This window comes from Massilia sp. DD77, from assembly GCF_036961685.1.
Classification (GTDB): Bacteria; Pseudomonadota; Gammaproteobacteria; order Burkholderiales; family Burkholderiaceae_D; genus Telluria.
The window spans coordinates 109,847-125,423 of the sequence record NZ_JBAMDH010000005.1 but is presented as its reverse complement, the minus strand read 5'-3'; the positions used below and the strand labels follow the sequence as shown (position 1 = coordinate 125,423).

The window sequence follows — 15,577 nt, the reverse complement described above, 5'->3', positions numbered from 1 at the left end:
ACACTCCGCGTCGCCGGTACACATTCAACGGGTTGCGCCGCGCTCCCGGCGCGCGCCGATTTTCCTCGTGAAATCCGGCAGTTGCGGGCGCCGTCAAACAGCGCTTCTCCCTCTGACGCATAGCACCAATTGTGAACCGGCGCTCCACCCCGCGAAAGGAGCGAAAACGTATTGACGAAAATCCCATGAGAATTAATGGTTGCGCATAACATTTAGTGTTATATTACTTGACAGGTTGCGCAGCCGAGCACGCGTTCTGTATGGTAGCGCTACATCAAAGAGCCCCAGAAGACGGGCGCTGATAAACAACGGATGGAGACAACAACATGAGGCATTTCAACAAGACGGCTATCGCCGTGGGCGTCGCCCACGTGTGCTGGATGTCCGCCGCCTTCGCGCAGGAGGATGTTCCGGCCAAGGATCCCGCAGTCGTCACGATCACCGGCCAGCGCGCCGCGCTGAACAGCGCCCAGCAGCTCAAGAAAAACGCCGACGAAGTCGTGGATTCGATCGTCGCCGAAGACATCGGCAAGCTGCCCGACCGCTCCGTCACCGAAGTGCTGCAGCGCGTGCCGGGCGTGACCATCGACCGCCAGATGTCGCGCGGCGATCCGGAACACTTCTCTGTCGAGGGCTCGGGCGTCTCGGTGCGCGGCCTGACCTGGGTACGCTCGGAACTGAACGGCCGCGATTCCTTCTCGGCGAACGGCGGCCGCGCCCTGAACTTCGAAGACGTGCCGCCCGAGCTGATGGCCGGCGTCGACGTCTACAAGAACCCGTCCGCGGAGCAGATCGAAGGCGGCATCTCGGGCCTGGTCAACCTGCGCACCGCTTTGCCGTTCGACATCAAGGGCCAGCGTATCTCGGGCTCGGTCGAAGGCACCTACTCGGAACTCAAGAAAGGCAAGGTCAATCCATCCGGCTCCTTCCTTTACTCGAACCGCTGGAAGACCGGCGCCGGCGAATTCGGCGCCCTGTTCAACCTGGCCAGCTCGGAAAGCGGCACCCGCACCGACGCCTTCCAGGTCGAGCCCTACTACCCGCGCAACAACCTGGAAACCGGCCGCACCGTCTGGGTGCCGAAGGGCGCCCAGTGGCGCACCCTGGAATTCGAGCGCGAGCGCCAGGGCCTCTACGGCGCTCTGCAGTGGAAGCTCGATAACACCCTCAAGAGTCACGTCACCTACTTCAAGTCGAAGTACAAGATGCAGTGGGACGAGCAGGCCATCTTCTCGCAGGAAGGCACGCCTTACGACCTGCAGGTGACCAACGGCACCTATGACGCGGCCGGCGCCCTGCTGACCGGTGTGCTGACCAACCCGACCAACGGCGGCATCAACTTCGGCGACGACGTCCGCACCTCGACCCGCGATTCGGACACCACCGACCTCGCCTGGAACATCGAGTGGCGGCCGAACGACCGCTGGACCTTCACCTCCGACCTCCAGTACGTCAAGGCCAAGACCAGCGGCTTCGACTCCACCGTGGCCACCGGCCTCAAGATGCCGAAGGAACAGGTCGACCTGACCGGCGACGTGCCGCGCCTGATCTTCGACGCCAGCGACCTGGCCTACCTGCGCAACCCCAAGAATTACTACTGGGCGTTCACGATGGACCACCTGGACCGCAGCAAGGCCGATTCGAAAGCCTGGAAAGGCGACGCCAAGTTCCAGTTCGACCATCCGGTGCTGCGCGACATCCGCTTCGGCGCCCGCCTGAGCGACCGCGACGCGACCACGGTCAATTCGAACCCGAGCTACAACTGGGTGCCCGTCTCGCAGACCTGGCAGGTCGGCTGGAACATCCCCGACCTCGCCTACCTGAGCGATCCGCGCTTCCAGGCGCCAACCAGCCTGCACAGCTTCAACAACTTCTTCGGCGGCGACGTGAGCGTGCCGGCGGTGGTCTTCCCTGCCAAATCGCTGGCCCAGGGTTACCCGGCCACCTACGAGCAGCTGCACAAGTTCCACGACATCCTGTGCGCGGAACAGGCGGCGATCCAGGGCTGGGGCACCTGCGACCCATGGAAGGCGGCTGCCTTCGGCGGCAACAACCCGGCCGGCACCAACGACCAGTCCGAAAAGACCAAGGCACTCTACAGCCAGCTGCGCTTCGAGTTCGACAACCTGCGCTTCCCGATCGATGGCAACGTGGGTGTGCGCTACGTGAAGACCGATTCGACCTCGTTCGGCTACACCGTGTTCAACCCGACCTTCAATCCGGGCGGTTCGCCGACCGGTGTGCCGGTGCCGTCGATCGCGCCCTTCGCGGGCCGCATGGACTACGAGAACTCGTACCACAACTGGCTGCCGAGCCTGAACCTGCGCATGAAGGTCAGCGACAAGCTGCAGTTCCGCCTGGCCTTCGGCAAGGCCATGTCGCGTCCTGACTTCTCGCAGCTGCAGGCCTACACCACCCTGAACCAGGGCGTGACCTCGACCACCACCGATGGCGTGACCAATGTCACCAACGTCAACCACACAGGCGAGGCCACCGGCAACCCGATGCTGCGCCCGATCACCGCGCGCAACCTCGACCTGACCGCGGAATGGTACTTCGCACAGGCGGGCTCGGTGACCTTCGCGATCTTCGACAAGCGCCTGAAGGACATCATCGTCAAGCAGCTGTCGACCACCACCCTGAACGACGCGGCCGGCCGTCCGGTCGACTTCACGGTGACCTCGCCGATCAACGGCGCCCGCGGCACGGCGCGCGGTGCGGAATTCGCCTACCAGCAGTACTTCGACCGCCTGCCGGGCTGGATGTCGGGCTTCGGCGTCCAGGCGAACTACACCTATGTGGACAGCAAGCGTCACCTCTACACCCCGGTGTTCTCGCCATACTGCTCGGGCGGCAACAGCGCGGCCAACCTGAACCTGAACCTGAACGGCTGCGACGTCGACGGCCGCACCTTCGGCGACCTGCCGCTGGAGTACCTGTCGAAGAACTCGTACAACTTCGCACTGCTGTACGACAAGGGACCGTGGTCCGCCCGCCTGGCCTATAGCTGGCGCTCGAAGAACCTGATGGGCACCAACAACAACGGTACCCAGGGTGGCGACGGTCTCGACACGAACCCGGCCAGCCCGACCTTCGGCCAGCGCAACATCGCCTGGGGTCTGCCGATCTGGGCGGACGACTACGGCCAGCTGGACGGCGGCGTCAGCTACAAGTTCAACGACAACATCCGCCTGGACTTCCAGGCGCAGAACCTGACCGACTCGAAGTATCGCCAGCTGATGACCCAGCACATCGGCGACAAGGGCCGCGCCTGGTTCGTGACCGGCCCGCGCTACAGCGTCCGCCTGGGCATGTCGTTCTAAGCCAGTCCCGGTGCGGGCCGCCTGCCGGCGGTCCGCACCTTGCTCACCACACACCCCACACCGTCGCGCGCCGGCGCAGCCTGCCGCGCGCGACCCAAGAACACAGGGAGACAAGGCATGACAAGCACGTCGATCCGGCAGCGCCCGGCACTTTCTTCACCACGAACCACCGGGCCGGCCAAGGCAGTGCTTCTCGCCCTCGTTTCCACCCTCACCGCCGGCGCCGTCGCCGCGCCGCTGGTCACCCTCGACCGCAGCGGCGCCTGGGTCGCGGTCGAAGCCTACGGCCCCAACATCCTGCACGTCAGCATCGCCGCCGACAAGGCCGAGGCGCTGAAAGGCCCCGGCTACGGCATCCTGGCCAATCATGCCGACAACAGCGCCTTCCGCCACACCCCCGGCAAGGACGGCGACGTGTTCGCCTCGAAGGGCATGAGCGTGCGCATCAACCCGGCGCCGGCGCCGCGTGTGCCTAGCCAGGGCGAGAAATACTTCGCCCCCTCGCTGGCTCCGGTCGGGCTGCAGGTGAAGAACGCCATGGGTGAACAGATCCTCGACATGCTGGGCTGGGAAATGTCGCCCCAGACCGTCAACGGCGAAAAGACCTGGCAGGTCGGGGCCTCGTTCTTCGCGCCAGCCGACGAGCACTACTACGGCATGGGCCAGAACCAGGAATCGATGTCGGCGCTGTCCCTGCGCGGCCGCATCCTGGACTGCAAGCACTGGTACGACGCCCCGGGCGGCGAATCCGTATGCGTGCCCTTCATGATCTCGTCCAAGGGCTATGCCATCGTCTGGGACAATCCGTCCGCGACCCGCTTCACGGCCGCGATCAATGGCCAGACCCGCTTCCAGTCCAACGTCGGCGAGCGCGTCAGCTTCTTCGTGATCACCGGCAGCAATGTGCAGGACCTGTACACGAATTACGCGCGCCTGACCGGCAAGACCCCGATTCCGCCCAAGGCCGCCTTCGGCCTGATCCAGTCCAAGGCCCGCTACGAAAGCCAGGACGAGGTCATGCGCGTGGCAAACACCTACCGCCAGAAAGGCTACCCGCTGGACATCATGGTGGTCGACTGGTTCTACTGGACCCGCATGGGCCAGCTCGACATCGACCCGGCCCAGTACCCGGACCCGGAGGGCATGAACAAGAAGCTGCACGACATGGGCATGCAGTCGATCATCTCGATCTGGCCGCGCTTCGAAACCGCCGGCCGCTACTTCAACGAGCTGGACGCCAAGGGCTACATGTTGAAGGACAAGGACGGCAAGACCCAGGACGGGCTGCCCTTCCGCTCCGACCGCACCGGCGGCCTGATCGACTCGACCAACCCGGCGGCGCGCAAGTGGTTCTTCGAAAAGGCGCGCGATAACATCCTTGGCCGAGGCTTCGACTACCCGTGGCTGGACGAAACCGAACCGGACCTGGTGCCGACCGGCCTGTTCTACTCGGTCGGCTCGGGGGACCGCTACCACAACCTGTATCCGCTGGTGCACGTCGAAGGCTTCTCCGAGCAGATGCGGGCGTGGAAGCCGAACCGCCGCGCCATGGTGCTGGCGCGCGCCGCCTACCTCGGCTCGCAGCGTACCGGCGCCCTGTTCTGGTCCTCGGACATCCACTCGACCTGGGAAGCCCTGGCGCGCCAGGTACCCACCGCCCTGAACATGACCGCCTCGGGCATCGCCTACTACGGCAGCGACATCGGCGGCTGGCAGCATCTGCCGGCCAAGAGCCACGCCACCAAGGCGCCGCTGCTCGATCCCTCGGACGCGCGCAATGTGGTCGGTGACTACCACGACTACCCGGAACTGTTCACCCGCTGGTTCCAGTTCGGCGCCTTCACCCCGACCCTGCGCCTGCACGGCTCGCGCAAGGAGAATGAAATCTGGTCCTTCGGCAAGCAGGCGGAAGCCGTGATGGCCAGGTTCAACGCCCTGCGCTACCAGCTGATTCCCTACATGTACAGCCAGGCCAAGATGACCTACGACACCGGCGCGCCCTTCATGCGCCCGCTGTGGATGGACTTCAGCCACGACCCGAACGTGGCGAATATCGGCACCCAGTACATGTTCGGCCCAGCCTTCCTGGTCGCCCCGGTCACGGAACAGGGGCAGGTGGAGAAAGACGTCTACCTGCCGGCGGGCAGCGACTGGTATGACTTCTGGACCAACGAGAAGCTTGCCGGCGGACGCTGGATCAAGGCGCAGGCCCCGATCGACCGCATCCCGGTCTTCGTCAAGGCGGGTTCCATCGTGCCGCTGGGTGCGCCGGTCCAGTCGACGGCAACGAAGCAGGCCATCGCCCAGATCCTGGTCTATCCGGGCAAGGACGCCGAGTTCGCGTTCTACGACGACGATGGCCTGTCCTACGACTATGAAAAGGGCAAGAACACGGTCATCGGGCGCCTGCGCTGGAACCAGGCCGAGGGCAAGCTCTCCGCCACCGGCGGCGAGAAGGATTTCGCCGCCAATGCCGCCAAACTCGTCAAGGTCATCGGCCGCTAAAGGCTTGCCACAGGCGCCGCCGGATGGTCGACATCCGGCGGCGCCAGGGATGGAAACATGCAGAACCAGACTTTCTCTTCGCTCGACACCTTCGTTTTCTTCGTCTACTTCGTGGTCGTCGCCGGCTACGGCATCTGGGTTTACCAGCGCAAGCGCAAGACCAGCGGCTCGGCCTCGCACGACTACTTCCTGGCCGAGGGCTCGCTGACCTGGTGGGCCATCGGCGCCTCGATGATCGCTTCGAACATCTCGGCCGAGCAGTTCATCGGCATGAGCGGCTCGGGCTTCAAGATGGGCATGGCGATCGCGGTCTACGAGCTGATGGCGGCCCTGACCCTGATCCTGGTGGCCGTGTTCTTCATGCCGGTCTACCGCAAGAACGGCATCTACACCATGCCCCAGTTCCTGGAGCAGCGCTACAGCAAGCGCGTGGCCTCGATCATGGCGGTGTTCTGGCTGCTGCTCTACGTGGTGGTCAACCTGACCTCGATCCTGTACCTCGGCGCGCTGGCCATCAGCGCCATCGCGGGCCTGAACCTGTGGTTCTGCATGGTCTTCCTGGCCGTCTTCGCGGTGATCATCACCCTCGGCGGCATGAAGGTGATCGGCTTCACCGACGTGATCCAGGTGTTCTTCCTGGTGGCGGGCGGCCTGGTCACCACCTGGCTGGCCTTGGACCTGGTGGCGGCCCAGCAGGGCATGCAGGGCATCGGCGCCGGCTTCCAGCTGCTGCTGGAGAAGGCGCCCGGTCACTTCGACATGGTGTTCGCGCGCGACAACCCGAACTACATGGACCTGCCGGGATTGTCGATCCTGATCGGCGGCATGCTGATCGTGAACCTGAACTACTGGGGCTGCAACCAGTACATCATCCAGCGCGCCCTCGGCGCCGACCTCAAGACGGCGCGCAAGGGCATCCTGTTCGCCGCCTTCCTCAAGATGCTGATGCCGGTGATCGTGGTCCTGCCGGGCATCGCGGCCTATGTGCTGCACGAAAGCGGCGCGCTCGGCGCCACCATGGGCGTGGGCGGCGACATGAACCCCGACCGCGCCTACCCGGTCCTGCTGTCGCTGCTGCCGTCCGGCCTGAAAGGCGTGGCCTTCGCGGCGCTCACGGCCGCGGTGGTCGCCTCCCTGGCCGGCAAGGCCAACAGCATCGCCACCATCTATACCCTCGACATCCACAAGAAGGCGATCAACCACGACATCTCGGAGCAGCGCATGGTGTGGATCGGCCGCGTTACCGTGGTCGTCGCGATGCTGGCCGCGGTCCTGATCGCGCCCTACATGGGCATCGACAAGAAAGGCGGCTTCCAGTACATCCAGGAATACACGGGCTTCGTCTCGCCCGGCATCCTGGCCATGTTCCTGCTCGGTTTCTTCTGGAAGCCCGCGACGGCGGGCGCGGCGATGTTCGCGACCATCGGCGGCTTCATCGGCTCGATCATCCTCAAGTTCCTGCCGGATCTGATAGACCTGTCCTTCCTGGCGCCGATCGGCTTCGCCGTGCCGAACGCCGCCGGCGTCTACGAGATACCCTTCCTCGACCGCATGGCGATCGACTTCGTGGTGGTCGTGATCGGCATGGTCCTGATCAGCAAGCTCTTCCCCAAGCACGGCGCCGAAACCCGCCACCATATCGAGATCGACCGCGGCATGTTCAAGGTCGAGCCGGGTTTCGCGCTTGGCTCGGCCATCATCTGCCTCGGCCTGCTGGCGGTGTACAGTATCTGGTGGTAACGCTCTCATCGCACCACCCTCACAACAACGAATTAGGAGACCGATCCATGACCAAGCCCTTGCAGCCAACCCGCTGGGCGCTCGCCCTTGCCGCTGCATTCGCCGTCCAGTTCACCCTGCCCGCTGCGGCGCAGAGCGCGCCGCAGCCGCAGTCGCAATCGCAGGACCCGGCCCAGGCGCGTGCCGCCAAACTGGTCAGCCAGATGACGCTGGACGAGAAAATCAGCCTGGTGTTCGGCTATTTCGGTACCGAATTCCAGGGCAAGCAGCCACCCAAGGAAGCCCTGGTCCAGTCGGCCGGCTATGTGAAGGGCATCGAGCGCCTCGGCATCACCGCCCAGTGGCTGACCGACGCCGGCATCGGCGTGGCTTCCCAGCCGGGCAAGAAGGTCCGCGAGCGTACCAGCCTGCCGGCGGGGATCGCCACCGCGGCCACCTGGAACCCGGAGCTGGCCTTCAAGGGCGCCGCCATGATCGGCAAGGAGGCGCGCCTGTCGGGCTTCAACGTCATGCTGGGGGGGAGCGTGAACCTGGCGCGCGAGCCGCGCAACGGCCGCAACTTCGAATACACCGGCGAGGATCCCCTGCTCGCGGGCGTCATGGCCGGCGCCCAGATCGCAGGGGTGCAGTCCAACCACGTGGTCTCGACCCTCAAGCACTTCGCCTATAACGACCAGGAAACCGGCCGTAACCAGGTAAACGTGAAGATCGCCGACCCGGCCGGCCGCATGTCCGACTTGCTGGCCTTCCAGGTCGCCATCGAGCGCGGCAACCCGGGCTCGGTCATGTGCTCCTACAACCGCGTCAACGGTCCCTACGCCTGCGAGCACGATCATCTCCTGAACAAGGTCCTGAAAGGCGACTGGGGCTTCAAGGGCTATGTCATGTCCGACTGGGGCGCGACCCACTCGACCATCCCGGCCGCTTTGAGCGGCCTGGACCAGCAGTCCGGCTACCCCTTCGACAAGTCGCCCTACTTCGACGGCGCCCTGAAGGAAGCGGTGCAGAACGGCCACGTGCCGGAAAGCCGCCTGGACGACATGGCCAGGCGCATCCTGTGGGCCTTGGGCGCGCACGGCGCGCTCGATCATCCGGTCAAGGACGAATCGCAAAAGATCGACTACACGGCCCACGGCAAGATCTCGCAGCTCGATGCCGAGGAAGGCATCGTCCTGCTCAAGAACGACGGCGGCGTGCTGCCGCTCGCAGGCAACGTCAAGCGCATCGCCATCATCGGCGGCCATGCCAACAAGGGTGTGCTCTCAGGCGGCGGTTCGGCCCAGGTCTATCCGCGCGGCGGCCTGGCGGTGCCGAACGAGGGACCGAAGCAGTGGCCGGGTCCGATGGCCTACCTCCCGGATTCCCCGATGCAGGCCCTGGCCAAGCGGACCAAAGCCGTCTTGAGCTGGAACGACGGCAAGGACCTGGCCGCGGCCGCCAAGGCCGCCGCCGCCGCCGACGTGGTGCTGGTCTTCGCCACCCAGTGGACCTCCGAAGGCAATGACGTGCCGAGCCTGGCGTTGCCGAACAAGCAGGATGCCCTGATCGAGGCCGTCGCCAGGGCCAACCGCAAGACCGTCGTCGTGCTCCAGACCGGCGGCCCGGTCACCATGCCCTGGTTACCGAACGTGGCGGGCGTGGTGGAAGCCTGGTACCCGGGCAGCAATGGCGGCGAAGCGATCGCGCGCGTGCTGAGCGGCGAAGTCGACGCCTCCGGCCGCCTGCCGCAGACCTTCCCGGCATCCGAGGCCCAGCTGCCGCGTCCGAAACTGGACGGCATCGACTTGCCCAAGGACAGCCGCTTCGACGTCGACTACAACATCGAAGGCGCCGCGGTCGGCTACAAGTGGTTCGACCTGAAGGGCCACAAGCCGCTGTTTGCCTTCGGCCATGGCTTGTCCTACACCAGCTTCTCGCATGCGAACCTGAAGGCCGAACCGGCCGAGGGCGCGATCCGGGTCAGCTTCAGCACCACCAATACCGGCCGGCGCGACGGCAAGGCGGTCCCGCAGGTCTACGTGGCCAGGGCCGGATGGGAAGCGCCCAAGCGCCTGGGCGGCTGGGACAAGGTGCCCTTGAAGGCCGGCGAGAGCCGTACCAGCACCGTGCTGGTCGATCCGCGCACCCTGGCCGTCTTCGACGGCGCCAGCGGCAAGTGGAAGATCGCGGCCGGCGACTACCAGGTGATCCTTGCCACGGCGGCCGACGCCCCGGTGGCGACCGTGACCGTGCGCCTGGCGGCGCGCGAGTTCGCGGCGGGCGGCCGCTAGGCGGACAGCCTGGCTTGCAAGCTTTCTATTTCATGGAATCGACAAATGCAATTTAAGTCCATCCTCCCGGCAGTAGCGGCGATCCTCATGACCCTGCCGGCTGCCCAGGCCCAGGACCGCAACATCGCCATCGATGCACGCGCCATCCAGGGTCCACTCAACCAGATGCACAAGCTGGTGATCGGCGCCGGCCGCGCCAACGAAGGCTTGCGCGCCGACTGGCAGCAGCAGCTGGCCGAGATCAGGCGCGACGCCGGCTTCCGGTACATCCGCATGCACGGCCTGCTTACCGACGACATGGGCGTCTACAAGGTCGATGCCCAGGGCAAGGAACAATACAACTTCCAGTACATCGACGCCCTCTACGACTACCTGCTCGGCATCGGCGTCAAGCCCTTCGTCGAGCTGGGCTTCATGCCCGCGGCGATGGCCAGCGGCGACAAGACCATCTTCTGGTGGAAGGGCAACGTCACCCCGCCGCGCAGCTACGAGAAATGGGAAACCCTGATCAGGAAACTGACCGAGCACTGGACCGAACGTTATGGCGCCGAGGAGGTCGCGAGCTGGTACTTCGAGGTCTGGAACGAACCGAACCTGCGGGACTTCTGGGCCGGCTCCCAGGACGAGTACTTCAAGCTCTACGCCCACGCCGCGCGCGCGATCAAGAGCGTGAACCCGCGCTACCGGGTCGGCGGGCCGGCGACCGCCGGCGCGGCCTGGATTCCCGAGACGATCGCCTACGCCGAGAAGAACAAGGTGCCGCTGGACTTCGTCTCGACCCACTCGTATGGCGTGAACCAGGGCTTCCTGGACGAATTCGGCACCACCGGCACCGTGCTGTCGACGGACGAATGGGCGGTCAGCAACGACGTGCTCAAGAACCGCAAGGAGATCGCCGCGTCCAGCATGCCCAAACTGGAACTGCACTACACCGAGTGGAGCTCGTCCTATACCCCGGCCGACCCGAGTCACGACAGCTACCACCAGGCCGCCTACATCCTGAACAAGCTGAAGCAGATCGGGCCGGCGGCGCAGTCGATGTCCTACTGGGTCTTCACCGACATCTTCGAGGAAGCCGGTCCGCGCTTCGAGGCCTTCCACGGCGGCTTCGGGCTGATGAACACCCAGGGAATCAAGAAACCGGCCTATTTCGCCTACCAGTTCCTGAATCAGCTAGGCACGCGCGAGCTGAAGAATGCCGACCAGAAGTCCTTTGCCACCGTCGACGACAAGGGCAACCTGAGCCTGCTGGCGTGGGACTACACGCATACCCTGCCGGAGAAGATCAACAACCAGCAGTACTTTATCAAGGACCTGCCGGCGCGCGACAAGGGCACGTTCAAGGTCAGTGTCAAGGGCATGCAGCCGGGCGCGTACGCGCTGAGCATCGCGCAAGTGGGCTACAAGCGGAACGACGCCTTCACCGCGTATATCGGGATGGGGTCGCCGAAGCAGTTGAGCCGCCAGCAGGTGGCGGCGCTGAAGGCCACCGCCACCGGCAAGCCCTCGCAGCAGCGCCTGGTGCGGGTCGGCGCCGACGGCAGCTTCAGCACCGAGCTGCCGATGCGCGAAAACGATGTCTACCTGCTCAAGCTGAGCAAGACGAAATGAACTGAGGTTTGGGGTCGTCCTTACAGCCCGCGCTTGCGCGGGCTTTTTTTGCGTCATGCATCCCTGGGGTGGGCGGGAGACCCGCCCACCCCAGGGATTACCATCCCATCTTGCGGCGGATGAAGGCGCTCAAGCGCTGGGCATTGGCTTCGTGGTGATGGACGCGCGGGTGCGCCCCGTAGCCCGTGAAGGGGAAGAACAGCGTGTCGATCCGCTTGTCGCCGTCAGCCTGCATGCCGCGCACGGCGGCGCTGACATAGCCCGGCCAGGGGGAGCCGGTCTTGGTGGCGTCCATGCTGCCGAGCGCACACACGATATAGGCTTTCGGGTAGAGCGCGCGGATGCGCTGGACGAACGCCTTGTACGCGGCGATACGCTGTGCCTCATCCGGTTCCGGCTGCAGCTTGTGGTCGCGGCCGATCAGCCAGCTGTCGTTCTGCATCAGGTTGATCACGACCACGTCCGGCGTCCACTTGCTGAAATCCCACCTGGAGTCGTTGTTGCCGACCGCGTTCGCCTGGTCGTAGAAATCCGGCATCGTGAACGGGAACCAGGAAATCATCACACCGATCCCGCTTTGCGAAATGAAGTGCCCCTCGGCGCCCAGCTGGCGCGCGCTCAGGGCGGCATAGGAGCGGAAGCTGTTCTTGTCCTTGCCCAGGTGGTCGACGCCGTCGTCGGGCGCTTCGTTGCCCATGCCCGAGGTGATCGAATCGCCATAGAATTCGATGCGGCGCGTGGGTCGCGGCGGGGGCGGCAGCAGGCCGGCCTTGTCGTCGAGCTCCAGCCCGAGGAAAACGGTCGCGCCCTCCTCGCCCTCGGTGCGCTTGGTGATGAGGAAGCGGTGCTTGCCCGGTTTCAGGCCGTTCGCGACCAGGTAGGTCTTGCTCCCCTTGTCCGCCCCGATGATGGTGGGGCGCGCCAGGTCGCCGTCGAGGAAGACATTGTAGAAGTTCTTGCCGTGCTGGTCGTCCAGCTTGATGGCGAGCGAGGTTCCGGTGAACTGGCCGGCGATCGCGGTGTTCGGGAAGCTCAGCACCGGCGCGCCGGATGCCGCGGCATCGATCCGGCCGGTGTACTGCAGGTGCGGATGGCCGGGCGGGATCGTGGTCGCGGCCAGGAGGGGGGCGGCGGAGAACAGGCTCGCTACGGCCAGCAGCAATGAAGAAGAGATGGGTTTCATGCGATAGGCGAAAAAAAGCCGGGCGCGGTGAAGCGCCCGGCAAAGGAGAGTCAGAGCTTGATGGTGACCGGCTTGCCGTCGTAGACCACCGACTTGTCCGAGGCGTCCATGTCCGCCGCGGTCGACACACCCGGACGGATCACGCGCACCTTGAACTCGCGCTTGAGCGGCATGCCCTTGTACTGGCCGCTGCGCTGGCCGATGGTGACGAGACCGGACTTGTCGTCGTAGCTGATCGGGATGCGGCTCGCCTCGCCACGGGCATAGGCATTGCTCACGCCGTCATCCTCGTACAGGGTGGCCGTGCCGTCGGCGCCGGCATAGACGTGCACGACGATCGGCGCATCCGGTTTTTCGTCCACGTACTGCGTCACGGGGCCGGTGGTCACGACCGAGCCGGCCTTGACGAACAGCGGCATCTGGTCGCGCGGCGCGGCCACCTTGATGGTGGCGCCGCCCTTGTGGCGCTGGCCGGTGTAGAAGTCGTACCACTCGGCGCCCGCCGGCAGGTAGACCTGGCGGTCGCGCGCCTTGTACACGCTGACCGGCGCCACCAGGAAGGAGGGGCCGAACAGGTACTGGTCCTTGACGTTCTTCGCCTTCTCGTCGTGCGGGAAGTCCATCACCAGGCCGCGCATCATGGTGCCCGAGTTGTAGTGGGTATCGGCCGCCATCGTGTAAATATAGGGCATCAGGCGGTAGCGCAGCTTCAGGAACCAGACCATGTTGTCGCGCATGGCGTCGTCGCCGGCCGAGATATTGTAGATCTCGCGCTTGACGACTTCGCCGTGGGAGCGGAACAGCGGCGAGAAGGCGCCGAACTGGAACCAGCGGTGGTTCAGCTCCTGCCATTCCTTCAGGTCTTCCGGGTTGGCCGCGGCCGCCTGGGTAGCGCGGTTTTCCTGGGCCGAACCGACATCGCCGGTCTGGAAACGGGTCTCCTGGGCGTAGCCGCCGATGTCATGGGTCCAGTTCGGAACACCCGACATCGACATGTTCACGCCCGAGGCGATCTGGTCGTACAGGTTGTTCCAGCGCCCCACGGTATCGCCGCTCCATACGGCCACCGAGTTGCGCTGGATGCCGGCAAAGCCCGAACGCGACAGGATGAACTGGCGGGTATCCGGCTGGTCCTTCCGAAGGTGCTCGACCATGCCTTCCGAGTGCACCAGGCTGTAGGGATTGAAGGTCACTTCGCCCGGGCCATAGACGGTCGGTCCGATGAGCTGCTTGAAGTCCTCCAGGCGGCTATTGGACAGCACGTCCGGCTCGGTATTGTCCATCCACCAGGCGTCGATGCCCAGGTCGACCAGCTTGGTCTTCATCTGGCGGTAATAGATGTCGCGCGCTTCCTTGGTGTAGGGATCGTAGTGGCTGTTCAGGTAACCCGGGCCGACCCAGTCCTTGGCGCCGTTCTCGACGTTCTTGGTCCACATATGGCCCTTGGATGCCAGTTCCTTGTAGTTGTCGGTATTGGCGTAGAACTTGCCCCAGATGGAGAACATGATGCGCACGTTCTGCTTGTGCACGGTGTCGATCATGCCCTTCGGGTCCGGGAATCTCGCCTTGTCGAAGTCGTGCGAGCCCCAGCCGTTTTCCGGCCAGTAGAACCAGTCCTGCACGATGTTATCGAGCGGCCAGCCGCGCTTGCGGTACTCGGCGACGGTGTCGAGCAGCTGCTGCTGGGTCTCGTAGCGCTGGCGCGACTGCCAGAAGCCGTAGGACCACTTCGGCATCATCGGCTGCTGGCCGGTCAGGTGGCGGTAGCCCGCGATCACCTTGTCCATGTTGTCCGCGCTGATCACATAGTAGTTGATCGCCTCGGCGATCTCGGACGACATGGTGAGCGAGTGGCGTTCGGCTTGCGGCAGCGGATTGTTATGGGTGATGGCGATCATGCCGCCCGAAGGCTTCCAGTCGACCTTGATCCTGACCGGCTTGTTCTTCGCGAACTTCACCTCGAAGTTGTGGTACCACGGGTTCCAGCCCTGGCGCCACACGTCCATGACCTGCTTGCCGTCCACCGTCAGGGTGGCATAGTCCGACGAGTACAGCTGCATCTTGTGCACGCCAGGCTTGTCGCTGCTCATCGTGCCTTCCCAGACGACGCGCACGTTCTTCAGGTCCTTATTGAGGACACTGAGCGGCGGGAGTTCCTTCGGCCAGTTCTCGTCCAGGTCCTTCAGGTACTGGTAGGCGATGTCCTTTTCCTGGCGCGTCAGGGCCAGCTTGCCGTCGATGTAGTAGCGCGCCGTCAGGCCGCCCGGCTTGCCGTCCACGCCGGCGAGCGCGAGGTCGCGCGACATCCAGGCGTAAGGGGTCGGGTCGCCGAAGCGCGAGATCGCATTGTTATCCCACAGCAGGCCGTAGTTCTTGTCCGAGACCACGAAGGGCACCGAGGCGATCATGTTGTGCTGGGCCAGCAGCACGTCTTCGCCGTTGTAGTTCATCTGGTTGTTCTGGTGCTGGCCCAGGCCGTAGAAGGCGTCGCGGGTGCCGTGGTTGAAGCCCTGCTTGATCGCCAGGAAAGGCTTGCCGCCCACGGTGATGGGCTTCATGTCCTCGGAGGCCTGGCTCAGGAAGCGCTTGCCGGCCGCGTCGAAGAACTGCACCCGGCCATCCTTCAGCGAAACCGTGGCCGCGATCTTGCCGGCCTTGAGCTTGACCGCGTCGGCGCCGAGCTTGTTGACGGTGAAGCTGCATTCGCAGGGCTTGGCCACCGTCATCAGTGAAGGCGTCAGGGCCTTGCCCGGCTGGTCGAGCTTGAGCACCTGGACGATGTTGTCGCTCATGAGGCTGAGGCGCACCAGCTTGGCCCTGCCGGCGTCCGGCTGGACCTCGATGCCGTTGGCGGTTTGCTGGAAGCTGCCCGCGAGGGCCTGGTTGCCTGCGGCGAGGAACAGCACAGCGGCCGTGACCTGGGTCATACGCATTGTCGATCTCCT

At 64.9% G+C, this 15,577-nt stretch carries 7 protein-coding genes; 5 read left to right on the top strand and 2 right to left on the bottom strand.

Going from position 1 to position 15,577, the window contains the following annotated elements:
• Positions 1-326 precede the first annotated feature (326 nt).
• The 5 genes from V7778_RS04040 to V7778_RS04020 all read left to right on the top strand — a co-directional run bounded on the left by V7778_RS04040 (position 327) and on the right by V7778_RS04020 (position 11,449).
• The gene (locus tag V7778_RS04040) at positions 327-3,323 is read left to right on the top strand and encodes a TonB-dependent receptor (RefSeq protein WP_335552053.1); all 2,997 of its coding nucleotides are present in this window, start codon (positions 327-329) and stop codon (positions 3,321-3,323) included.
• A gap of 186 nt (positions 3,324-3,509) precedes the next feature.
• A complete protein-coding gene (locus V7778_RS04035; protein WP_335552052.1) occupies positions 3,510-5,828 on the top strand; it encodes a glycoside hydrolase family 31 protein in 2,319 nt (772 codons plus the stop codon).
• A 57-nt stretch (positions 5,829-5,885) separates the two neighbouring features.
• Complete coding sequence (locus V7778_RS04030) at positions 5,886-7,568, top strand: sodium:solute symporter family transporter (RefSeq protein WP_335552051.1); 1,683 nt, start codon at positions 5,886-5,888, stop codon at positions 7,566-7,568.
• A 47-nt stretch (positions 7,569-7,615) separates the two neighbouring features.
• Complete coding sequence (locus V7778_RS04025) at positions 7,616-9,838, top strand: beta-glucosidase (RefSeq protein ID WP_335552050.1); 2,223 nt, start codon at positions 7,616-7,618, stop codon at positions 9,836-9,838.
• A 45-nt stretch (positions 9,839-9,883) separates the two neighbouring features.
• Positions 9,884-11,449 carry a GH39 family glycosyl hydrolase gene (locus V7778_RS04020; RefSeq protein ID WP_335552049.1) on the top strand — a complete coding sequence of 522 codons (1,566 nt, stop codon included), beginning with the start codon at positions 9,884-9,886 and terminating at the stop codon, positions 11,447-11,449.
• Between the two features lie 97 nt (positions 11,450-11,546).
• Here V7778_RS04020 and V7778_RS04015 read toward each other — a convergent pair whose 3' ends face one another.
• Together V7778_RS04015 and V7778_RS04010 are read right to left on the bottom strand one after the other, a co-directional pair.
• Positions 11,547-12,632 carry a GDSL-type esterase/lipase family protein gene (locus V7778_RS04015; protein WP_335552048.1) on the bottom strand — a complete coding sequence of 362 codons (1,086 nt, stop codon included), beginning with the start codon at positions 12,630-12,632 and terminating at the stop codon, positions 11,547-11,549.
• 50 nt (positions 12,633-12,682) lie between these two features.
• Positions 12,683-15,565 (bottom strand): TIM-barrel domain-containing protein, encoded by a 2,883-nt coding sequence (locus V7778_RS04010; RefSeq protein ID WP_335552047.1) that lies wholly within the window; start codon positions 15,563-15,565, stop codon positions 12,683-12,685.
• Positions 15,566-15,577: the final 12 nt, after the last annotated feature.